A 21,268-nucleotide genomic window follows, 5' to 3' on the forward strand; every position below is an offset into this window, starting at 1 on the left:
GTGGACGTCAAGGGCGAGATCCTGGAGCTCAAGGCCACGATCAACACGATGGTGGACCAACTCAGCTCCTTCGCCGCGGAGGTGACGCGCGTGGCTCGCGAGGTCGGCACGGAAGGAAAACTCGGCGGGCAGGCCGAGGTGAAGGGCGTGTCGGGGACGTGGAAGGACCTGACCGACTCGGTGAACTCGATGGCGGGCAACCTGACCTCTCAGGTGCGCAACATCGCCGACGTGACGAAGGCGGTGGCGGCGGGTGACCTGTCCAAGAAGATCACGGTGGACGTCAAGGGCGAGATCCTGGAGCTCAAGGCCACGATCAACACGATGGTGGACCAGTTGCGCCCCTCCGCCGCGGAGGCCCCCCGCGTGGCCCGGGAAGTGGGCACCGAGGGCAAGCTCGGCGGCCAGGCCGACGTGCAGGGCGTCGCGGGCACCTGGAAGGACCTGACCGAGAGCGTGAACTCGATGGCGGGCAACCTGACCTCTCAGGTGCGCAACATCGCCGAGGTGACGAAGGCGGTGGCGGCGGGCGACCTGTCCAAGAAGATCACGGTGGACGTCAAGGGCGAGATCCTGGAGCTCAAGGCCACCATCAACACGATGGTGGACCAGCTCTCCTCCTTCGCCGCCGAGGTCACGCGCGTGGCCCGCGAGGTGGGCACGGAAGGCAAGCTCGGCGGCCAGGCCGACGTGCAGGGCGTGGCCGGCACCTGGAAGGACCTGACCGAGAGCGTGAACTTCATGGCCGGCAACCTGACCAGCCAGGTGCGCAACATCGCCGACGTGACGAAGGCGGTGGCCGCGGGCGACCTGTCCAAGAAGATCACGGTGGACGTCAAGGGCGAGATCCAGGAGCTGAAGAACACCGTCAACACGATGGTGGATCAGCTGCGCTCCTTCGCAGCGGAGGTCACGCGCGTGGCCCGGGAAGTGGGCACCGAGGGCAAGCTCGGCGGCCAAGCCGATGTGCAGGGCGTCGCGGGCACCTGGAAGGACCTGACCGAGAGCGTGAACTTCATGGCCGGCAACCTGACCAGCCAAGACCTGTCCAAGAAGATCACGGTGGACGTCAAGGGCGAGATCCTGGAGCTCAAGAACACCATCAACACGATGGTGGACCAGCTGCGCTCCTTCGCGGCCGAGGTGACGCGCGTGGCGCGCGAGGTGGGCACCGAGGGCAAGCTCGGCGGCCAGGCCGACGTGCAGGGCGTGGCCGGCACCTGGAAGGACCTGACCGAGTCGGTGAACTCGATGGCCTCCAACCTCACGGTGCAATTGCGCGACGTGTCCAAGGTGGCGACCGCGATCGCCGGCGGCGACCTGACGCAGAAGATCACGGTGGACGTGCGCGGCGAGATCCTGCAGATCAAGAACGTGATCAACACCATGGTGGACCAGCTCAGCTCGTTCGCCGCGGAGGTCACGCGCGTGGCGCGCGAGGTGGGCACCGAGGGGCGCCTCGGCGGCCAGGCACAGGTGAAGGGCGTGTCGGGCACCTGGAAGGACCTGACCGACAACGTGAACTTCATGGCCGGCAACCTGACCTCGCAGGTGCGCGGCATCGCCAAGGTCGTGACCGCGGTCGCCAACGGCGACCTCAAGCAGAAGCTGACCGTGGAGGCCAAGGGGGAGATCGCGGCGCTGGCCGAGACCATCAACTCGATGACCGACACGCTCGCGACTTTCGCCGACCAGGTGACGACGGTGGCGCGCGAGGTGGGCGTGGAGGGCAAGCTCGGCGGCCAGGCCAAGGTGCCGGGCGCGGCAGGCACCTGGAAGGGCCTGACCGAGAACGTCAACCAGCTCGCGGCCAACCTGACGACGCAGGTGCGTGCGATCGCGGAAGTCGCGACCGCGGTGACGCAGGGCGACCTGACGCGCTCGATCACGGTGGAGGCCCAGGGCGAGGTGGCGGCGCTCAAGGACACCATCAACGAGATGATCCGCAACCTCAAGGACACCACGCAGAAGAACACCGAGCAGGACTGGCTCAAGACCAACCTCGCGAAGTTCTCGCGCATGCTGCAGGGCCAGCGCGACCTCGTGACGGTGGGGCAGATGATCCTGTCGGAGCTCGCGCCGGTGGTGGGGGCGCAGCAGGCCGAGTTCTACGTGATGAGCAGCGCCGACGAGGCGCAGCGCCTCAAGCTCTTCGCGAGCTACGCCTCGGGCGGGCAGAGCACGCACGGCAAGGAGGTGGCGCTCGGCGAGGGCCTCGTGGGCCAGTGCGCGCTCGACAAGGAGCGGATCCTGCTGACCAACGTGCCCTCGGCCTCCTTCCGCGTCGTCACCGGCCTGTCCGAGACGGCGGCGATGGACGTGCTGGTGCTGCCGATCGTCTTCGAGGGCCAGGTGCGGGGCGTGCTGGAGCTCGCGTCGCTGCAGCGCTTCAACCCCTCGCACGAGGCCTTCCTCGACCAGCTCACCGAGTCGATTGGCATCGTGATCAACACCATCGAGGCCAACACCCGCACCGAGGACCTGCTCAAGCAGTCGCAGTCGCTGGCGCAGGAGCTGCAGAGCCGCCAGCAGGAGCTGCAGCAGACCAACCAGGAGCTGCAGGAGAAGGCCCGTCTGCTCGCCCACCAGAACCAGGAGGTGGAGCGCAAGAACACCGAGGTCGAGCAGGCGCGCCAGGCGCTGGAGGAGAAGGCCGAGCAGCTCGCGCTGACCTCGAAGTACAAGTCCGAGTTCCTGGCCAACATGTCGCACGAGCTGCGCACGCCGCTGAACTCGCTGCTGATCCTGTCGGACCAGCTGTGCAAGAACAGCGACGGCAACCTCACCGTCAAGCAGGTGGACTTCGCCAAGACGATCCACTCGTCGGGCAACGACCTGCTGATGCTGATCAACGACATCCTGGACCTGTCCAAGATCGAGTCGGGCACCGTCGCGGTGGACGTGTCCGAGCTGCGCCTGGACGACCTGCAGCGCTCGGTCGAGCGCAGCTTCCGCCACTTCGCCGAGTCGAAGCACGTGGCCTTCAAGGTCGAGATGGAGCAGCCGCTGCCCAAGACCATGGTCACGGACGTCAAGCGGCTGCAGCAGATCATCAAGAACCTGCTGTCCAACGCCTTCAAGTTCACGCACGACGGCCAGGTGTCGCTGACGATCGCGTCGGCGCGCGAGGGCTGGTCGCCGGACCACGAGGAGCTCGGCCGCGCGCCGCAGGTCATCGCCTTCTCGGTGTCGGACACCGGCATCGGCATCCCGCCGGACAAGCAGCAGATCATCTTCGAGGCCTTCCAGCAGGCCGACGGCTCAACCAGCCGCAAGTACGGCGGCACGGGCCTGGGCCTCGCGATCAGCCGCGAGCTGTCGCGGCTGCTCGGCGGCGAGATCAAGCTGGTGAGCGCACCCGGCAAGGGCTCGACCTTCACGCTGTACCTGCCGCAGAGCCACAGCCCCTCGCGCACGGCCCGGCCGCCGGCGCGTGCCGCGGCCGTCCCCGCCGCCGCGCCGCGGCCGCAGAACCCGGCGGAGCGGCAGCGTGCGCAGGAGGCCTCCGTGCTCGTGCCCGCCGCCGTGGCGGAGCCGGCGGAGGCCGCGCCGGCGCCCGCGGACGAGGACGTCGGCGAGAGCTTCCAGAACGTGGCCGACGACGACCGCCACGACATCGGCTCGGTGGACCGGGTGCTGCTGATCGTCGAGAACGACGTGGGCTTCGCCAAGGTGCTGCTGGAGTCGGCGCGGCAGGCCGGCTTCAAGGGCCTGGTCTGCACCACCGGCGCCGCGGCGCTGGACCTGGTGCGCGAGTTCCACCCGGCGGTCGTCACGCTCGACATCCACCTGCCCGACATGCAGGGCTGGCGCATCCTGGACCGGCTCAAGAGCGATCCGCAGACGCGCCACATCCCGGTCTGCGTGGTCTCGACCGACGAGTCGCGCGACCGCGCGCTGCAGGCCGGCGCGCTGCATTTCCTGGCCAAGCCGCTGCGCTCGCGCGATGCGGTGGACGAGGCGGTCGCGGCGCTGTACCGGCTGGCGGAGCAGCCCTCGCGGCGCCTGCTGCTCGTGCTGCCCGAGGGGGAGGTGCGGCAGGCGCTGCAGCGCAGCTTCGAGCACGGCGTCGAGCTGCTGCTGGCCGACGACGGCCCCTCGGCGCTGGCGCTGCTCGCCGAGGCCGACTGCCTGGTCGTCGACGGCCGCTTCGCCGCGCTGGCGCCCGAGGACGTGCGCGAGGCGATGGAGGCGCGCGGCGCGGCGGCGCACCTGCCGGTGGTGCTGTTCGACGAGCGCGAGGACGGGCCGTGGCAGCGGCGTGCCGGGGGCTTCGCGCTGCGGCGCGCCGCCGGCGTGGACGAGTTGCTGGCGCACGCGGCCTTCTGGCTGCACCGCGACCCCGAGGCGATGTCCGCGGCCGAGATGCAGGCGCTCGCGCGCATGCTCGACCAGCGCCGCTCGCTGGCCGGGCGCAAGGCGCTCATCGTCGACGACGACATGCGCAACATCTTCGCGCTCGCCACCGTGCTGGACGACCAAGGCATGCAGATCGTCTCGGCCGACAACGGCCGCGAGGCGATCCGCCTGGTCGAGGCCGACCCGGAGATCGACATCGTGCTGATGGACGTGATGATGCCGGAGATGGACGGGCTGACGACGATGCAGCACATCCGCCGCCTGCCGCGGGGCCGGGACCTGCCGATGGTGGCGGTGACGGCCAAGGCGATGAAGGGCGACCGCCGCAAGTGCATCGAGGCCGGCGCCTGGGACTACGTCTCCAAGCCGGTGGATCCGGGCCACCTGCTCGGCGTGCTGAAGGGGTGGCTGTGCTCGTGAGTCCCGGCGCTTCCTCCCATCATTCCCGCGCCATCGCCAGCGACGTGCTCGCGGCGGTCGATGCCGGCGCCGACAAGGACCGCGGCGCGATCCTGATCGTCGACGACCTGCCCGAGAAGCTGCTCGTGTTCGGCACGCTGCTGGAGGAGCTCGGCCAGGAGCTCGTCTTCGTGCGCTCGGGCAGCGAGGCGCTGCGCGAGGTGCTCAAGCGCGAGTTCGCGGTCATCCTGCTGGACGTCAACATGCCCGACATGGACGGCTACGAGACGGCCGGCCTGATCCGCCAGTACAAGCGCGCGGCGCACACGCCGATCATCTTCATCACCGCCTACGCCGACGAGATGCAGACGCACCGCGGCTACGAGCTCGGCGCGGTGGACTACATCCTGTCGCCGGTGGTGCCGCAGGTGCTGCGCACCAAGGTGCAGGTCTTCGTCGACCTGCACCTGATGCAGCGGCGCGTGCGCCGCCAGGCCGAGGAGCGGCTCGCGCTGGCCGCCGCCGAAGGGGCGCGGCGCGTCGCCGAGGAGAACACGCGACGCTCGAACTTCCTGTCGCAGGTCAGCCGCGTGCTCGGCGGCTCGCTCGAGGCCGAGGTCGGGATGCGCGCGCTGCTGCAGCTGATGGTGCCGGAGCTGGCGCCGCATGCGGTGCTGCAGCTCCAGGCCGACGGCGACGAGGCCGGCCCGGCGCTGCAGGCGCGGCTCGGCGAGGGGGGCGTGGCCGTCGTCGACGCGCTGCCGGACGCCGCGGCGGCCGCGCCGCTGCGGCAATGCCTGGCGCGCGCGCTGCGGGGCGAGCTGGTGGGCGAGGCGGTGTCCGCGGCCGGGCTGGCGGCGGGGACGGTGATGCCGCTGGTGCACGGCGAGCGGGTGCTCGGGGCGCTGTACGCCGCCGGGCGGCCCGACGCGGGCCTGCTGCAGGAGCTGTCGGGCCGCGCGGCCATCGCCTTCGAGAACGCGCGGCTCTACCGCAGCCTGCGCACCGAGATCAACGAGCGCCGTCAGGCCGAGCAGCGGCTGCAGGAGTCCAACCGGCGCAAGGACGAGTTCCTCGCGATGCTGTCGCACGAACTGCGCAATCCGCTGGCCCCGATCCGCAACGCGGTCGAGGTGATCCGGCGCGTCGGGCCGTCCGACCCGAAGCTCGCCTGGGCGGCCGACGTCACCGACCGCCAGGTGCGGCAGCTGAGCCGGCTGGTCGAGGAGCTGCTGGACGTGGCCCGCATCAGCCAGGGCAAGATCGCGCTGCAGATGGAGTCGGTGGACCTGCAGGCCGTGATCGCGCACAGCGTGGAGACGGCCCGCCCGGTGATCGATGGCCGCCGCCACCGGCTGCAGCTGCAGCTGCCCGCGCATCCGGTGTGGCTGCGCGGCGACTTCGCGCGGCTGTCGCAGGTGATCGGCAACCTGCTGAACAACGCCGCGAAGTACACCCCGGAGGAGGGCGTGCTGCAGCTCGCGCTGCAGACGCAGGACGGGCACGCGCTCGTCAGCGTGCGCGACAACGGCGTGGGCATCGAGCCGGAGCTGCTGCCGCACGTGTTCGAACTCTTCGAGCAGGGCAAGCGCTCGCTGGACCGCAGCCAGGGCGGACTGGGCGTGGGCCTGACGCTGGTGCAGCGCCTGGTGGAGCTGCACCACGGCGCGATCGAGGCGCGCAGCGGCGGGGCGGGGCAGGGCGCGGAGTTCGTCGTGCGCCTGCCCTGCCTGCGCGAGGTGCGCGGGCCCGCGCCCGCCGAGAGCCGGGCGCCGGAGCCGCCGAAGAACGGCTGCCGGGTGCTGGTGGTGGACGACAACGCCGACGCCGCCGAGACGGTGGCGATGTTCCTCGAGCTGGAGGGGCACAGCGTGGAGACCGCGGGGGACGGCCTCGAGGCGCTGGGCCGCGCCGCCACCTTCGAGCCCGACGTGGTGGTGCTGGACATCGGCCTGCCGGGCCTCGACGGCTACGAGGTGGCGCGACGCCTGCGGCAGTCCAGCGCCTGCGCCGGCGCCTTGCTGGTGGCGCTGACCGGCTACGGCCAGAGCAGCGACCGGGAGCAGGCGGACGAGGCCGGCTTCGACCACCACCTCGTCAAGCCGGCAGATCCCCGCCAGCTCGCCCGGCTGGTGGCCGACTGGCGGCAGGCGCGCGGTGCGCCGGGGACCGACGCACTGCAGGCAGGCCGTTCATGAGGATCCGCACAGGAGGAGGGGCGATGCGCGCCCGTGAGTCGTCGTTTCTTGCCCGGGCCCGGATGCCGCAGCAGCCGGGCGCGGTTTCCCGTTCCCGATGAGCAACCGGCAGTCCATCCCCGACGACCTGCGCCGATTCGTGCTGACCAGCGTGCCCTCGGTGCCCTACCTGGAGGCGGTGCTGCTGCTGCTGCGCGCCGAGCCCGGCCGCGAGTGCTCGCTGTCCGACGTGGCGCGCGCGCTCTACGTCAGCGAGCGGATCGCGGGCGAGCTGTTGCAGGCGCTGGTCGAGGCCGGCGTGGCGCAGGCCGGCGGTGCAGGCGGCTACCGCTACGGCCCGGCCGACCCGGCGCTCGCCGCGATGCTCGAGCGCCTGGCGCAGGCCTATGCGCAGGACCTCATCGCCATCACCAACCTGATCCACGACCGCGTGCAAAAGAACGCCCAGCGTTTCGCCGACGCCTTCCGCTTGAAGGAGCGATGACATGGCCGCCCTCATCTACACCCTCTGTGCCCTCACCGCCGCGCTGGCGGCCTGGCTGCTGCTGCGCGGCTACCTGCGCACGCGTTTCCGCCTGCTGCTGTGGAGCGGGCTGTGCTTCGCCGGCCTGACGCTGAACAACGTGCTGCTCGTGGTCGACCGGCTCGTCTTCCCGACGGAGGTGGACCTCGGCCTCGTGCGGCTGCTCACCGCGCTGGCGGCGGTGCTGCTGCTGGTGGGCGGGCTGGTGCTGGAGCAGGACACATGAGCCGCGAGGTGTTCCATCCGCTGCTGCTCGGCGCGATCGCCTGCGCCTCGCTGGTGGCGGGACTGTTCTTCCTGCGCTACTGGCTCAGCACGCGCGACCGCTTCTTCCTGCTCTTTTCCGCGTCCTTCCTGATCGAGGCCGGCAACCGCGTCGAGATGGCGCTGTCGCAGGCCTGGGGGGAGGACGCGCCGCTCAACTACGGCGTGCGCCTGCTGTCCTACGGGCTGATCCTGCTCGCGATCTGGGACAAGAACCGCTCGAGCCGCTGAGGCCCGCGCGGCGCCCCGCCTAGAACGGCGCCTCCGGCCAGTCCTGCAGCGGCGCGGCCTCGCGGCGGCGAGGGGCGGGCTTGCGGCGCGGCCGGGGGGCGGGTGGCTGCTCGCCGCCGTCCTCCGGCGCGGCCGCAGGTCCTGCCGCAGTCGTGTTGCGCACCGCCTCGCCGCCAGCCAAGACGCTGACGGGAAACGGCCAGGGGTGCGCCAGCGCGCGAAGCGGCAGCCGCGGCCCGGACGCCGGCCCGGCCGTTCCGGGGACGGACGCGGGGGGAGCGGTGCCGTCGCTCACAGCGGGATGATCTCCGCCGTGCCGCCGAGGATCGGGCGGCACAGGATCTTGTAGCCGTCGGCATCGAATCCCGCCGCCACCGTGTCCAGCGCCCGCGCCTGCGCCTCGTCGGCGACGCTGCCGAGGTAGCACCAGTTGCGCACCACGTGGATCTGGCGCTCGGCGCCGTCGCGCTCGACGAGGCCGACGGCGCCGGCATAGGGCCAGCAGGCCACGCGCAGCGCCTCGAGGCTGCCGAGCAGCCGGGCTTGGTGATCCTGCCGGCTCTCGTCACCGCGGCAGGCGCCCGCGCACTGGCGCAGCATCGCGCGGAAGCACGCGCGCCCCGGCGCCAGCTTCTCCAGCCCGAGCACCCCGTAGCAGAGGCGCTGCGCGTCGGCGAGCGCGCGCAGTGCCTCGAGCGCCGCGTGGCGGCTGGCGTAGAGGCCGTAGAGCTGCGGCTCGGTCGCGAAGTCGATGTCCTTGGAGTAGACGACCTCGGGCACGCCCTCGCGCAGCCGCAGCGAGCACAGCTGCCGGTTGCGGCGCAGCTTCTGGTTCAGCAGCGGATGTTGCTGCTTGATCAGGCGTGCCTCGAGCAGCAGCGCGCCGATCTCGCCGGCGGTGCGCACATGGCTGATGCGGCGCGTCTGCCGCAGCATGCGCGCCTCGTCCGGGTTGCGCAGGTGCGACAGCACGCGCGCGCGCAGGTTGACGCTCTTGCCGATGTAGAGCGGCAGGTCCCCTTCCTCGCCGTGGAAGACGTAGACGCCCGGCGCCGCGGGCAGCGCGGCGGCGGCCTCGCGCAGGTGGTCCGGGTACTCGTGGCTGCGCGCCTGCTCGAAGTCGGGGCGCCGGCGGCGGGGAAGCTGCATGTCGGGGAGGGCGGCGGGCGCCGCCGTCCCCCGCGCGGTCTTGCCGGGGGCGGGAGGGCGGGCGGCAGGGGTGGGTCGGGGCGGGCCCGATGATCCCACCGCAGCGGCGTACGCGGCGCGCGCGCGGGCCTCAGCCGACATGCCGGCAGGCCCTTTTCACTTCAGCGGCGCGGCCGCGTCGGTCTGGTTCACCACGTCCTCGCGCGGCGCGCCCTCGGCGCGCAGGCGCTGCTGCAGCGCCTCCATCTCGCCGCCGAGCCGCCCGAGCTGCTCCTCGCCGAGCAGCTGCCGCACCTTCGGGAAGAGGTGCTCCTCCTCTTCCTTGTGGTGGTGCACCGCCTGCTCGGTCAGCACCTTGAACTTGGCCTCGTAGGTCGGCTCCTCGGGCGAGAGCTCGAGCAGGTCGGCCATCAGGCGCTTGAGCGACAGGTGCTCCTCCAGCGACTCGAGCAGCGTGTCCTCGGTGCGGCGCGCGTTCACCGCCGGATAGAAGATCTCCTCCTCGGACGCGAGGTGGACCGTCAGGTCGTCGGCGGCGCGCCTGAACAGCGCGGCGCGCCGGGCCGGGTCGCTCTCGTCCACCCCCTGCTGCAGCAGGGCCTCGAGCGAGCGGTGTTGCCTCACGAGCAGGTCGATGCCGTCCATGGTCGGGTGTGCCTTTCTTGCGATTCGTCGGGTTATCCACGGACCCGCCGGCGGCGGGCCTCCTGCCGCCTCCCGGCAGGCGGCATGCCCGCCGGGGCGCGCCGGGTTCAGTGGCCCTTGCGGTCCACCAGCGAGGAGGCGTCCTGCGCGCTCAGCGGCCTGCTGAAGTGGAAGCCCTGGCCGCCGTCGCAGCCGAGCTCGTGCAGGAAGCGCGCCTGCGTCTCGGTCTCGATGCCCTCGGCGGTGATCTGCAGCCCGAGCGAATGGCTCATCGCGATGATCGCGCGCGCGATCGCGATGTCGTTGTCGTCGTGCGGCATGTCGCGCACGAAGCTGCGGTCGATCTTGAGCCGGTCGATCGGCAGGTGCTTGAGCAGGCTCAGCGACGAGAAGCCGGTGCCGAAGTCGTCGATCGCGAGCGAGACGCCGAGCGACTTCAGCGCGTCGAGCTGGCGCTGGCTGTCCTCGATCACCTGGATCGTGCTCTCGGTGATCTCGAGCTCGAGCCGGGACGCCGGGTAGCCCGTGTCCTGCAGCACGGCGCCGACCTCCTGCACGAAGCGGCCCGAGGCGAGCTGGCGCGCGGAGACGTTGACCGCGATGCGGTCGATCTGCATGCCGGCGGCGAGCCACGCGGCGCCCTGCGTGCAGGCCTCGTGCAGGATCTGCAGCCCGAGCGGCACGATCAGCCCGCTGTCCTCGGCCACCGCGATGAAGCGGTCGGGGTCGACCGCCGGCGGCATCGACGCGGGCCAGCGCGCGAGCGCCTCGAAGCCCGTGACGCGGTTGCTGCCGAGCGCGACCAGCGGCTGCCACTGGATGCGCATCGAGTGCTCGAGGATCGCCCGGCGCAGGCACTGCTCGATGCGCATGCGCTCGACGGCGGCGCGCGCCATGCCCGAGGAGTAGAACGCGTAGCGGCTGCGCCCGCGTGACTTGGCGCTGTACATCGCGCTGTCGGCGGCCTGGATCAGCGACTCGGGGGTCTTGCCGTTTTCCGGGAACACCGCGATGCCGATGCTCGCCGACACCGTCACGCGCTGCGTGCTCAGCGGGATCGGCTCGCTCACCGCCTGCAGCAGCTTCTCTGCGAGCGTCGCGCAGTCCTCGACATGCTCGAGCATCGGCACGACGACGACGAACTCGTCGCCGCCGAAGCGCGCGGCGAGGTCGCTGCGGCGCAGCGCCTGGCGCAACCGGTTGCCGATCGTGCGCAGCAGCCGGTCGCCCTCGGCGTGGCCGAGCGAGTCGTTGACGAGCTTGAAGCCGTCGAGGTCGATGAACATCAGCGCGAGCTGGCCGCCGTAGCGCTCGACGCGCTGCAGCTCGCTGTCGAGCCGCTCGACGAAGAAGTGCCGGTTGGCGAGCCCGGTCAGCGGGTCGTGGTGCGCGAGGTGCTGCAGTTGCGCCTGCGCCTCGCGCAGGTCGGAGATGTCGCTGAAGGACAGCACGTAGTGGAAGTCCGGCGCATCGGCGTCGTCGGCCGCGCTCACGTGCTGCAGCGCCGGGAAGCTCTGGCCGTTCGCGGTGAGGCAGCGCACCTCGCCCTGCCAGTGCCGCTCGGGCGCGCGCCGCACCGCGTCCCAGAAGCCGGGGCCGTGCGCCTGCTGGTGCAGGAAGCGGTCGGGATGGAGGCCCTTCACGTCCTCGAGCGAGAAGCCGGTCAGGCGCGTGAAGGCGGGGTTGACGGACTGCACGTGCTGGTGCGCGTCGAGGATCGCGACGCCCTCGGACAGCGTGCGGTAGACCACGTCGGCCATGCGCAGCCGCTGCTCGTCGCGCGTGCGCTCGGTGACGTCGCGCATCGCGGCGACGATGCGGCGGCGCCCGCCCGCGGCGTCGTGCCAGCCGCGCGCGTTGAGCTCGACGTTGCGCGTCTCGCCCTCCGCGTCGTTCATCGACGCGCGCAGGTGCAGCTCGTCCAGGTCGGTCGCCAGGCCCCGCAGCGCCTCGCGGTAGGCCTCGTGGAAGCGCCCGACCAGCGCCTCGAAGCCGCGTGCCAGCGGCCCGTCCTCGCCGCCGAGCAGCGGCTCGAGCGGGCCCTCGACCTCGAAGCGGTCGTTCGCCGCGTCCCACTCCCACACGCCGATCGCGGCGGCCTCGGTCGCCAGGCGCAGCCGCTCCTCGGCACGGTAGCGCGCGCGCTCGCTGGCGTGGCGCACCAGCGCCATGCGGATCGTCGCGACGAGCTCGCGCAGCTCGTAGGGCTTGAGCACGTAGCCGTAGGGCAGGCTCTGCTGCGCGCGCGCGAGCGTCTCCTGCTCGGCGTAGGCGGTGAGGAAGATCACCGGCAGCGCCAGCTCCTCGTGGATGCGCCGCGCCGCGCGCGTGCCGTCGCCGCCGACGCCGAGGTTGATGTCCATCAGCACCACGTCGGGGGACTGCGTGCGCGCCGTCTCCAGCGCGTCCTGCTCCGACGCGCACACGCCGACCACCGTGAAGCCCAGCGCCTCCAGCGAGGTCTTCAGGTCGAGCGCGACGATGCGCTCGTCCTCGACGATCTGCACGCGCGCCTCGCTCATCGGCCGCCCTCCATGTCGCCGTCGTCATGGAGCGGGGGCGGTGCCGGCACCTGCAGCGGCATCCGGATCGTGAAGCGGCTGCCGTGGTCGCGGTGCAGCTCGAGCCGGGCGCCGATCTGGTCGGCCAGCATCGGCAGCAGCTGGAAGCCGAGCGACTGCGTCTTGCCCACCTCGATCGAGGGCGGGATGCCGATGCCGTCGTCGGCCACCTCGATCAGCGCGTCGTGCTCGCCGTCGCGGCGCAGGCTCACCGTGAGCCGGCCCTGGCGCCGCCCGGGGAAGGCATGCTTGAAGGCGTTGGTGACGAGCTCGGTGACCAGCAGCGCGCACGGCAGCGCGCGCTGCAGGTCCAGCGGCAGCTCCTCGGTGCCGATGTCGACCACCACCTCGATGTCGCGGTGCCGCCCGCCGTGGCCCTGGCGCAGCAGCTGCACCAGGCGGTGCAGGTAGACGCCCATGTGGACGTGCGAGAAGTCCTCGCGCTCGTAGAGCAGCTGGTGCGTCAGCGCCATCGCCTTCACGCGGCTCTGGCTGTCGGCCAGCGCGTCGCGCGCCTCGGGCGAGGCGTGGCGCGACTGCAGGCTCAGCAGGCTCGAGATCACCTGCAGGTTGTTCTTCACGCGGTGGTGCACCTCGTGCAGCAGCGCGGTCTTCTGGCGCAGCGCCTGCTCGAGCGCGCGCTGCGCCTGCTTGTACTCGCTCACGTCGACGATCGCGGCGATGGTCTGCCGGCCCTCGGGCGTGTTGACCGGCATCAGGCCGATCTCCACCGGGAACTGGCTGCCGTCCTTGCGGCGCGCGTAGAGCTCGCGCTGGCCGCCCATCTCGCGCGCGCTCGGCGTGCCCTGGTAGTGCTCGCGGTGCGCGACATGCCGCTCGCGCAGCTCGGCCGGCACCAGGACGTCGATCGGGCTGCCCAGCAGCTCGCCGCGCTCGTAGCCGAACAGGTCTTCCATCTTGCTGTTGAGTAGTTTGATGATGCCGCGCTCGTCGACCATCGCGAGGCCGTTGGGCGCGGACTCGACCACCGAGCGGAACATCACCGCGCTCGCGCGCAGCGCCTCCTCGCTTCGCTTGCGGTCGGAGATGTCGGTCGCGGAGCTGACCAGGTGCGTGATGCGGCCCTGCCGGTCGCGCAGCGGCGCGATCATGAAGTCGAGCGGGATCAGCGTGCCGGCGCTCGTGCAGCCGCTGAGCTCGATGCGGATCGACTCGCCCTGCAGCGCGCGCGCGTGGAAGTCGCGCAGCCGCGCGGGCAGCGCGGGATCGTGGCGCCACCAGGCGACGTCCCAGTACTTGCGGCCGATCACGTCCTGCCGGCGCAGGCCGGCGACCTCCAGCGGCGCGCGGTTGATCTCGCGCAGCGTGCCGTCGAGGTCGAGCACGCCGACGAAGGCGAACAGGCTGTCGAGCACGCGGCGCGCCAGGTCCTCGCGGTGCTCGCGCGCGGCCTGCGCCGCGCGTTCGGCGCTCAGGTCGCGCGCGGTCAGTAGCACGCCGATCAGCTCCGGCCCCTCGCCCCACACCGGGTGGTAGCTGAACAGCCAGTCGTGCTCCTGCCGCGGCTCGGCGGCGGTGCCACCGGGCATCGCCAGGTCCTGCACCGGGGTGCCGCTGACCAGCACGCTCTGGATCACGTCGCCGGCCTGCGCCGCGAGCGCCGGCGGCAGCACCTCGTCGAGGCGGCGCCCGATGTGCTGGGCCGCGGGCAGGCCGTCCATCGCCGCGAGCTGGGCATTGACGGAGCAGAAGCGCAGCCGCGTGTCGACCACCGCGACGCCGACGGGTGCCGTCTGCAGCAGCGCCGAGGCGAGGCCGGTGTCGCTCAGGCGCGGGTCCAGCGGCGGCTCGTCCTGCATGGAGCTTGCGTGCGGTGGTTCCTGTGCGCGGGGCCGGCGAGCCGGCCCGGGCGGGATCGGTGCGGGCGGCGGCCGGGCGTGCGCGTCCCGGCCAGGCCGACGCCGACGGCACGGCACAGCCGCTCCGGCACGTCGCTGTTGGGGGCGCGCGGCGGATCCTGCACGGGAGGCGTCGGCTCGATGCCGTCCTCGGGCGGATCCTCGATCGGCTCGATGTCCGCCGGCAGCGGCGGCACGGGAGGGGAGGGTTCCGGCGTCGGTTCCACCGGCATGTGCAGATGCCAGCCCTGGCGGGCCGGTTCCCGGTCCCGGCTCGGGCCGGGCCGCATCCTCGTGGCACGGAATCCGTCCGTGAGGCGGTACAACATGCGCTCCCCTTCGCAACGGCGTCCGGGGCTGGGGCGCCCCGACATCGCATGTTGCCACTGCGGCAAGCGACATGCCCGCGCCGGGGCCCACGAGGCCCCGTTCGCGGGGGTCAGGCCACCAGGGCGACCGGCGGTTCGTCGCGCTCGATCTCCTCGAGCAGCGCGCGCTGCTCGCTGGCGTCCTCGCGCAGGTAGTGGTCGCCGGTGCCGGCCTTGTCGGCGAAGCGGCGCGCGTGCTCGACGTCGCTGACCACGTCGAGCTTGACGTCCTCGTCGCGCGCGAACAGCACGATGCAGCGCCCGTTGGAGAGGTGCAGCAGCACGTCGCCGTTGACCAGCGGCTCGGCGGAGCGGATCGTGAGGCCCGTCAGCCGCTCGCAGAGCATGCGGCGGCGGGTGTTCTGGATGTGCTGCGCCTGCAGCTTGCGCTTGGCGCGGTCGGGGGAGAGCTCGTGCTCAGTGGCCTGCAGCAGCGCGTCGAGCTCGACCTTCCAGTCCTTGAGCACATCCAGGCGCAGGCCGGCCGGCGCGCGGGCGAGGCGCTCGCCCATCTCGAGGTGGCCCTCGCCCGATTCCCAGTCCACTTTCAGCGTCGGCGCTTCATTCATTCGTTCACTCCATGCGGGCCCGTGCGGCCGAGCCCAGTCCTGTGCGGTATTGCGGGGGCGCGCAAGGGGCGCCGTCGCGGGCTCCGGGTCGGCGGCGCGCCCTGTCGCCCTGCGCCGCCCGGCTCCGATGATCTTCATGAACGCGCCCGTTTCCAAGCGAAGAAGTCACGGACCGGCCGGCTGCCGCCGGCCGTCGGCATCGGGCCCGGCATCGTGCGGTGCCGCAGCCCGCGGGCCGGCTCCCTGGTCTATCGGCACCGGCCCTTCCAGATGAAGGGCAGGCCGATAAAGCTTGTCCACCATGCGGCCCGCGGCGATAGCTTGCGCTCACTTAATGGGTGCAATTCTGAGGGATCCACGGCCCGGCCGCGCGCGGTGGGGAGAAGCGAAGCGTGACGGACTGCACCGCCGGGGGGCGCAGGTCGGCCCCGGCGGACCCCGGGGTCTTCGAGGACGGCCAGGGAACGGCTCTGATGGAGGGTGGGCGCCATGGTCCGGCCGTCCGGAACGATCCGGTGCCGCCGCGGCAGCAGCCTGACGGCGCAGCGCAGGCGGGCGGACCATGCTCCCTGATTTCGGTGATGTTTCGCATCGATGCGGCATTCGGGGGTACGGGCGCCGCCGCGCGTGCCGAAAATTCTGCCCATGCCAGCCCTCGTCCCTTCCCCCGAATCGTCCTGCCCGAGGATCTTCCTGCCGTCCCCAAGGGGCGCGGCAGGGCCTTTGTGCCGCCTCGTCGCCGTCGCGGCGCTCGGCCTGCTCGCGGCCGGCGGGGCGCTGGCCGAGGAGACCTGCGTGCCGCCGGCACAGGGCAGTGCCTGCCCGCAGGAGGCGGCCGCGCCGGCGCCGGCGCCTGCCGGGGAGCCCACTGCGGACTGCGCCGCCGAGGCGCAGGACTGCGTGCCGCTGCCGGACGAGGCGCAGGCGCAGGGCGTGGCGCCCCCCGCGATCGCGAGCACGCCGATCGGCATGCTGCCTCCTGTCGAGGGCCGCCTCGCCGACGGGGCGCTGCTGCAGGCCAACTTGGCGATGCCCTGGGGCAGCGGCTACCTCGACGCGGTGCTGTCGGCCCGGGAGGGCGGCCGCCTGGTGGCGCGCGGCATGGGGCTGCAGCTGAGGCTGCCGGAGCGCCGCGGCGACCTGCTGGTGGGCCGCTACGTCAGCGGCGGCGCGGGGCTGCGGCCGGACCTGCCGATGGTCGGCCTGCGCTACAGCAGCCGGGGGGCGGCGCTGCCGCAGGCCACGTTCGCGCCACCGCCGCCGCCTTCCGGCGCGCGGGGTTCGCGCGTCGTGCCGGCGGCGCCGCGCGCGCTCGGGCACCGCATCGCGGTGCCGGCCGGCCCCGACGGCGAGACGCTCGGCACGCTGGAGGTGAAGGTGCGCGAGCTGCGCGGCAAGGCGCCGCTTGCGGTGGCAGGCAGCGGGCTGCGGCTGCTGCCGCCCGGGGACAGCGATGTCGCCATGGAGGCGGGCACGCTGGCGCGCGACGCGGAGAGCTTCGAGAGCATCGGGATCCCGGCGGCGTCGCTGACCGTGCGCCACGGCTGGCTCGCGCAGCAGACGCTGTCGGCCCGCGCGGTGCAGGCCGGCGACAGCCTGCTGCTCGCCGGCCTGTCCGAATTCCGGCTGCTGGGGCTGGCGACCGCAGGTGCCACGGTGCGCGAGCGCGGCCAGGGCGCGGAGCCCGGCTGGCTGCTGGCGCACGAATACCAGGAGCAGGGCTTCACGAGCCGCGTGCGCCTCGAGGGCGTGGGCGAGGACGTCGAGCCCGGCGGCGACGCGCTGCTCGGCACGCCGAGCCGCCGCAATGCGGAGCTGGCGGTGTCGTGGGCGCTGAGCCCGGCGCGCGCGATCACGGTGACCGCCGGCGACCGCATCAAGCTCGACGGCGGACGCGCCGAGCTGCTGGCGCTCAGCAGCAGCCTGCGCTCGAGCAGCGGCGGACAGCTGTCCTTCGGCATCAAGCGCGCGCGCGACGGCGACGACTCGACGCAGCTCACGCTCGACTGGCGCATCCCGCTCGAGAGCGGCAGGCCCGCCGCGGGGCGCGGCAACCGGCCGCTGTTCGGCGGCAACGGCGGCGTGCTGCGCTGAGCTGCCGCAGGGGCCGGCCAGGACGGCCGCGCCGTGCCGGCCGCCTCACGCGCCGCTCAGGCCCCGCTTCAGCCGCCGCTGCGCCCGGGCTTGCCGCCCTCGTCCGCGCCGCTGCGGCCCTGCGAGCGCTCCTGCTTCCCGTCCGAGCTCAGGCCGGAGCCGTCGTCGGGCGCCTCGCGCTCGCCGGCGGGCTGGAGCTGCCAGTCGCGGTCGTCCTTGTCGGTGGCGACCGGGCGCGTCGGGTGCGCGGCGGCCCCAGGCGAGATCGGGTCACTGGCCGGGAAGGTCTCCTCCAGCGACTCGTCGAGCAGTTCCTGGTAGGTCGGCACCTTGTCTTCCTTGGCATCGTGCGGCGCCTTCGATCGCGTCGACGCGTTGCTTCCCGAGGGTTTCTGGCTCATGTCGGTCTCCTTGCTCGTGGCTGGCTGAGGCAGCCGGTCTCGGTGCCGGTCCGTGTCCCTGTCCGGCCCTCCGAATCCGGTGACGGGCAAACCGCGCGCCCGCGGCGGCCTCGCGGGCCTCGGAGCCGGCGGGCCGCGCCCCTGCCCGCCGCATGGCGGGTGAGGGCGGCTGCTTCACGCGCGCTCAGGCCGCGCGCGCGAGCGGCGCCTCGGGCGCGTAGACGCGGCCGAAGCGGTTGGCGAGGAAGTCCGCCAGCGCCACGTCCTCCTGGCGCACGAAGCCGCGCTGCGGCAGCCGGCCCTCGACCAGCAGGTCGAGCATCGCGCACAGGCTCGACGCGGTGGTGATCTGGATCGCGCTGCGGGCGCGGCCGGCCAGCGGCGCGCCGTAGACCTTCAGCGCGAAGCTGTCCTGCAGGAAGCGGCCCTCGCGCAGGCCGTCGACGGTAACGAAGACCACCACCACGTCCTGCAGCGTCGCGGGCAGCGCGTGCTCGAGGATGTCCTTGAGCAGCTCGCGCCGGTCCTTCAGCCGCAGGTCGTGCAGCAGCGCCTTCATCAGCGCGGCGTGACCGGGGTAGCGGATCGTGCGGTAGTTCAGCGTGCGCACGCGGCCCTCGAGCGTCTCGCACAGCGTGCCCAGGCCCCCCGAGGTGTTGAAGGCCTCGTAGCGCACGCCGTCGAGCGAGAACTCCTCGCGCTCCTCGAGCGCCGGCACCTCGCGGCGGCGCCCGTCGACGATCGCCTCGCAGGGCTCGCAGTACTCGTTGATGACGCCGTCGGTGCTCCAGGTCAGGTTGTAGTTCAGCGCATTGCTCGGGTAGGCCGGCAGCGCGCCGACGCGCAGTCGCACGCCGTCGAGCGTGTCGAAGCGGCGCGCGAGATCGTGCGCGACGATCGACACGAAGCCCGGCGCGAGGCCGCACTGCGGCACGAAGGCGCGCTCCGAGCCGGCCGCGAGCGCGCGCACCGCGCGCGTGCTCGCGACGTCCTCGGTCAGGTCGAGGTAATGCACCTTCGCGTCGCGCGCCGCCTGAGCCACCGTGCGCGTCATGTGCCAGGGCAGCGCGTTGAGCACCGCGAACTGGCCCGAGAGCGCGTCGCTCAGCGCGCCGGGCTGCGTCACGTCGAGCACGCGCCTGGCGAGCCGCGGATGCTCGGGCAGCGCCGCCAGCCCCGCGGCGTCGCGGTCGATCACGGTCACCTGGTAGTCGCCGCAGCCGGCCAGCAGCTCGGCGGCCGTCGTGCCGATCTTGCCGCCGCCGACGAGGGTGATGGGACGCATCAGCATGGGAGGCTCCTGGAGGTTCGGTTGCAGGAAGGGATGCCCCCATTGTGGGAAGGTCTCGTGCAGAACGCAGCTCGACTTCCGACGTATCCACGGCCATCATTCGCCGCAATGCCGGCATGTTTCGTCGATATGCCGAAGCACCCCCTGAACGGAGGCCCCGATGCCGAGTCCCGAGCTGGATGCCACCGACCGCGCGCTGCTCGAGCTGCTGCGCGACAACGCGCGCGCGTCCACCGCCGAGCTCGCGCGCCGGCTGCGGCTGTCGCGCACCACGGTGCAGTCGCGCATCGAGCGGCTCGAGCGCCACCGCGTCATCGCCGGCTATACGGTGCGGGTGCCCGACGAGGTGGAGGCGTCGCTGGTGCGCGCGCACGTGATGATCGCGGTCGCGCCGAAGCAGAGCGTCTCGATCGAGCTGGCGCTGCGGCGCATTGCCGAGGTGCGGGTGCTGCATTCGGTCAGCGGCCCCTTCGACCTGATCGCGATCGTCGCGGCCGCGTCGATCGGGGAGCTCGACGAGGTGCTCGACCGCATCCGCGAACTCGAGGGCGTCGAGCGCACGACCTCGGCGATCGTGCTGTCGACGCGCCTCTCGCGTTGAAGGCCGCGCCGCTGCGCCTGGGCCGCGTTCCCCCGCCCTGCGGATGCGGGGCGGAGGGGCGCGCTGCAGCAATTCGGGTTCGCGTGTTGCTCGGCGGCCGAGGGGCGGACGACATCGGAGGCATCCCCATGCAGCAGGGACTCTCGGGTCTGATCGACCGGCGCCTGGCGGCGCTGCCGCGGCCGCTGGCGCTGGAGTGGCCGGGCGGGCAGGCGGGCCGCGCGGACGCGCGGCTGCGGCTCAAGCTCGGCGACATGCGCCAGCTCGGCGCGCTCGCGGGCGGCAACTTCGGCGAGCTCGCCGACGCCTACGTGCGCGGCGACGCCGACTTCGAGGGCCCGGTCGAGGAATTGATGGCGCTGGTCGGCGAGATGGCCGGCGACCCGGTGGCGTCGCGCCCGCGCGGCGCCTGGCACGAGTGGCTCGAGCACTGGCGCTCGCTGCGCCTGCACCGCCCGGAGCACGACGTGCGGCAGGTCCGGTTCCACTACGACGTCTCGGACGACTTCTATGCGCTGTGGCTCGATCCGCGCCGCGTCTACTCCTGCGCCTACTTCGCCGAGCCGTCGATGACGCTGGCGCAGGCGCAGGAGGCCAAGCTCGACCTGATCTGCCGCAAGCTGCAGCTCGAGCCCGGCCTGCGCTTCCTCGACGTCGGCGCCGGCTGGGGCGCGCTGCTGCTGTGGGCCGCGGAGCACTACGGCGTGCAGGCGACCGGCATCACGCTGTCGAGGAACCAGCACGCCCACGTCAGCCGGCTGATCGAGGCGCGCGGGCTGCAGGACCGGGTGCAGGTGCGGCTGCTCGACTACCGGGCGCTCGACGAGCGCGAGCCCTTCGACCGAATCGCGTCGGTGGGCATGTTCGAGCATGTGGGGCGCGCCCGGCTCGGCGAGTATTTCGGTAAGCTCTACCGGCTGCTCGCGCCCGGCGGGCTGCTGATGAACCACGGCATCACCGCGCCGAGCCTGCACTACACCGAGATGGGCGGCGGGCTCGGCTCCTTCATCGGCAAGTACATCTTCCCCGGCGGCGAGCTGGTGCACGTCAGCCAGGCGACCGCGCTGATGAGCGACGCGGGGCTCGAGCTGCTCGACGCCGAGAACCTGCGCCCGCACTACGCGCGCACGCTGTGGGCCTGGTCGCGGGCACTGGAGTCGCAGCTGCCGCGCGCCCGCGAGCTGACGAGCGAGGCGACGGTGCGGGCCTATCGGCTCTACCTCGCCGGCTGCGCCTTGGGCTTCGAGCGCGGCTGGGTCACGATCTATCAGCTGCTCGCCGCGCGGCCCGACGGTCGGGCCGGCGAGGTGGCGGGCCGCCCGCTTGCGGGCGCACAATCGGTCTACCCGTTCAACCGCGCCCACATGCTCGGCGCCACAAGGAGCAGCACGCAATGATCTACAAGTTCAAGTCGAAGGCCGCCGGCGATCTGATCCTGCTCGGCCCTTCGGGCGACCAGATCCTGCAAATCATCGGCAAGGAGCCCGCGCCCAAGGGCATCATCCTGCCCGAGGCGATGCCCGAGGCGGTCCGCGCGCTGGAGGCGGCGATCGCCGCCGACGAGGCCGAGCGCCAGCGCCAGGAGCAGGAGGCGGCCGAAGCGGGGGAGCCCTTGCCGCCGCGCGAAGGCATCACGCTGCGCCAGCGCGCCTGGCCGATGGTGGAGATGCTCAAGCGCTGCCATGCGGCCGGCAAGGAAATCGTCTGGGGCGTCTGAGGCGGCGGCAGGCCGCGGGGACGCGAAAAGAAACGACAA

17 protein-coding genes are annotated in these 21,268 nt (G+C 72.5%); 9 read left to right on the forward strand and 8 right to left on the reverse strand.

The genetic code is table 11. From position 1 onward, the window contains the following. From D3A59_RS19155 to D3A59_RS19175, 5 genes are all read left to right on the forward strand, one after another. Nucleotides 1-4,779 (forward strand): HAMP domain-containing protein (locus D3A59_RS19155; RefSeq protein WP_119156932.1); only part of this gene is annotated, 4,779 nt, incomplete at its 5' end. Beyond that, the gene (locus D3A59_RS19160) at nucleotides 4,776-6,956 is read left to right on the forward strand and encodes a hybrid sensor histidine kinase/response regulator (protein WP_240636129.1); all 2,181 of its coding nucleotides are present in this window, start codon (nucleotides 4,776-4,778) and stop codon (nucleotides 6,954-6,956) included. The genes D3A59_RS19155 and D3A59_RS19160, both read left to right, overlap by 4 nt. 97 nt (nucleotides 6,957-7,053) lie before the next feature. Further along, nucleotides 7,054-7,440, forward strand: coding sequence for a hypothetical protein (locus D3A59_RS19165; protein WP_119156933.1), 387 nt, complete (start codon nucleotides 7,054-7,056; stop codon nucleotides 7,438-7,440). Nucleotide 7,441: 1 nt separating this feature from the next. After that, nucleotides 7,442-7,705 carry a DUF5985 family protein gene (locus tag D3A59_RS19170; protein ID WP_119156934.1) on the forward strand — a complete coding sequence of 88 codons (264 nt, stop codon included), beginning with the start codon at nucleotides 7,442-7,444 and terminating at the stop codon, nucleotides 7,703-7,705. Continuing rightward, nucleotides 7,702-7,974: a DUF5985 family protein gene (locus D3A59_RS19175; protein ID WP_119156935.1), complete on the forward strand. Its 273-nt coding sequence runs from the start codon at nucleotides 7,702-7,704 to the stop codon at nucleotides 7,972-7,974. Before D3A59_RS19170 ends, D3A59_RS19175 begins: the two co-directional genes overlap by 4 nt. A 291-nt stretch (nucleotides 7,975-8,265) precedes the next feature. Here the strand turns inward: D3A59_RS19175 and cho are convergent, their stop codons facing one another. The 6 genes from cho to D3A59_RS19205 all read right to left on the reverse strand — a co-directional run bounded on the left by cho (nucleotide 8,266) and on the right by D3A59_RS19205 (nucleotide 15,125). Beyond that, a complete protein-coding gene (gene cho / locus D3A59_RS19180; protein WP_119156936.1) occupies nucleotides 8,266-9,123 on the reverse strand; it encodes an excinuclease Cho in 858 nt (285 codons plus the stop codon). 156 nt (nucleotides 9,124-9,279) lie between these two features. Further along, nucleotides 9,280-9,768, reverse strand: a complete 489-nt coding sequence (locus tag D3A59_RS19185; RefSeq protein ID WP_119156937.1) for a hemerythrin domain-containing protein — start codon at nucleotides 9,766-9,768, stop codon at nucleotides 9,280-9,282. Between the two features lie 107 nt (nucleotides 9,769-9,875). Further along, on the reverse strand, nucleotides 9,876-12,290 hold the full coding sequence (locus D3A59_RS19190) for a two-component system response regulator (protein ID WP_119156938.1): 2,415 nt from the start codon (nucleotides 12,288-12,290) through the stop codon (nucleotides 9,876-9,878). Then, a complete protein-coding gene (locus tag D3A59_RS19195; protein WP_119156939.1) occupies nucleotides 12,287-14,149 on the reverse strand; it encodes a PAS domain S-box protein in 1,863 nt (620 codons plus the stop codon). Before D3A59_RS19195 ends, D3A59_RS19190 begins: the two co-directional genes overlap by 4 nt. Next, entirely contained in the window at nucleotides 14,116-14,421 is a 306-nt protein-coding gene (locus D3A59_RS19200) for a hypothetical protein (RefSeq protein WP_157991594.1), read from the reverse strand. The genes D3A59_RS19195 and D3A59_RS19200 overlap by 34 nt, the downstream gene beginning before the upstream one ends. Before the next feature lie 206 nt (nucleotides 14,422-14,627). Beyond that, nucleotides 14,628-15,125, reverse strand: a complete 498-nt coding sequence (locus tag D3A59_RS19205) for a hypothetical protein (RefSeq protein WP_119156941.1) — start codon at nucleotides 15,123-15,125, stop codon at nucleotides 14,628-14,630. A 723-nt stretch (nucleotides 15,126-15,848) separates the two neighbouring features. Between D3A59_RS19205 and D3A59_RS19210 the strand changes: the two genes are divergently transcribed. Beyond that, nucleotides 15,849-17,219: a hypothetical protein gene (locus tag D3A59_RS19210; RefSeq protein ID WP_119156942.1), complete on the forward strand. Its 1,371-nt coding sequence runs from the start codon at nucleotides 15,849-15,851 to the stop codon at nucleotides 17,217-17,219. 68 nt (nucleotides 17,220-17,287) lie between these two features. Here the strand turns inward: D3A59_RS19210 and D3A59_RS19215 are convergent, their stop codons facing one another. Continuing rightward, nucleotides 17,288-17,620 carry a hypothetical protein gene (locus D3A59_RS19215; protein WP_119156943.1) on the reverse strand — a complete coding sequence of 111 codons (333 nt, stop codon included), beginning with the start codon at nucleotides 17,618-17,620 and terminating at the stop codon, nucleotides 17,288-17,290. A gap of 184 nt (nucleotides 17,621-17,804) precedes the next feature. Further along, nucleotides 17,805-18,905: a saccharopine dehydrogenase family protein gene (locus D3A59_RS19220; protein WP_119156967.1), complete on the reverse strand. Its 1,101-nt coding sequence runs from the start codon at nucleotides 18,903-18,905 to the stop codon at nucleotides 17,805-17,807. 166 nt (nucleotides 18,906-19,071) lie between these two features. On the opposite strand from D3A59_RS19220, the gene D3A59_RS19225 reads away from it, so the two are divergent. The 3 genes from D3A59_RS19225 (at nucleotide 19,072) to D3A59_RS19235 (ending at nucleotide 21,229) form a co-directional block, all read left to right on the forward strand. Beyond that, complete coding sequence (locus D3A59_RS19225) at nucleotides 19,072-19,512, forward strand: Lrp/AsnC family transcriptional regulator (protein WP_119156944.1); 441 nt, start codon at nucleotides 19,072-19,074, stop codon at nucleotides 19,510-19,512. 128 nt (nucleotides 19,513-19,640) lie between these two features. Beyond that, the gene (locus tag D3A59_RS19230; protein ID WP_119156945.1) at nucleotides 19,641-20,909 is read left to right on the forward strand and encodes a class I SAM-dependent methyltransferase; all 1,269 of its coding nucleotides are present in this window, start codon (nucleotides 19,641-19,643) and stop codon (nucleotides 20,907-20,909) included. Then, the gene (locus tag D3A59_RS19235) at nucleotides 20,906-21,229 is read left to right on the forward strand and encodes a DUF1840 domain-containing protein (protein ID WP_119156946.1); all 324 of its coding nucleotides are present in this window, start codon (nucleotides 20,906-20,908) and stop codon (nucleotides 21,227-21,229) included. The genes D3A59_RS19230 and D3A59_RS19235 overlap by 4 nt, the downstream gene beginning before the upstream one ends. Nucleotides 21,230-21,268: the final 39 nt, after the last annotated feature.

Origin of the sequence: Caldimonas tepidiphila (assembly GCF_003569765.1) — a bacterium.
GTDB classification, from domain to species: Bacteria; Pseudomonadota; Gammaproteobacteria; order Burkholderiales; family Burkholderiaceae_C; genus Caldimonas; species Caldimonas tepidiphila.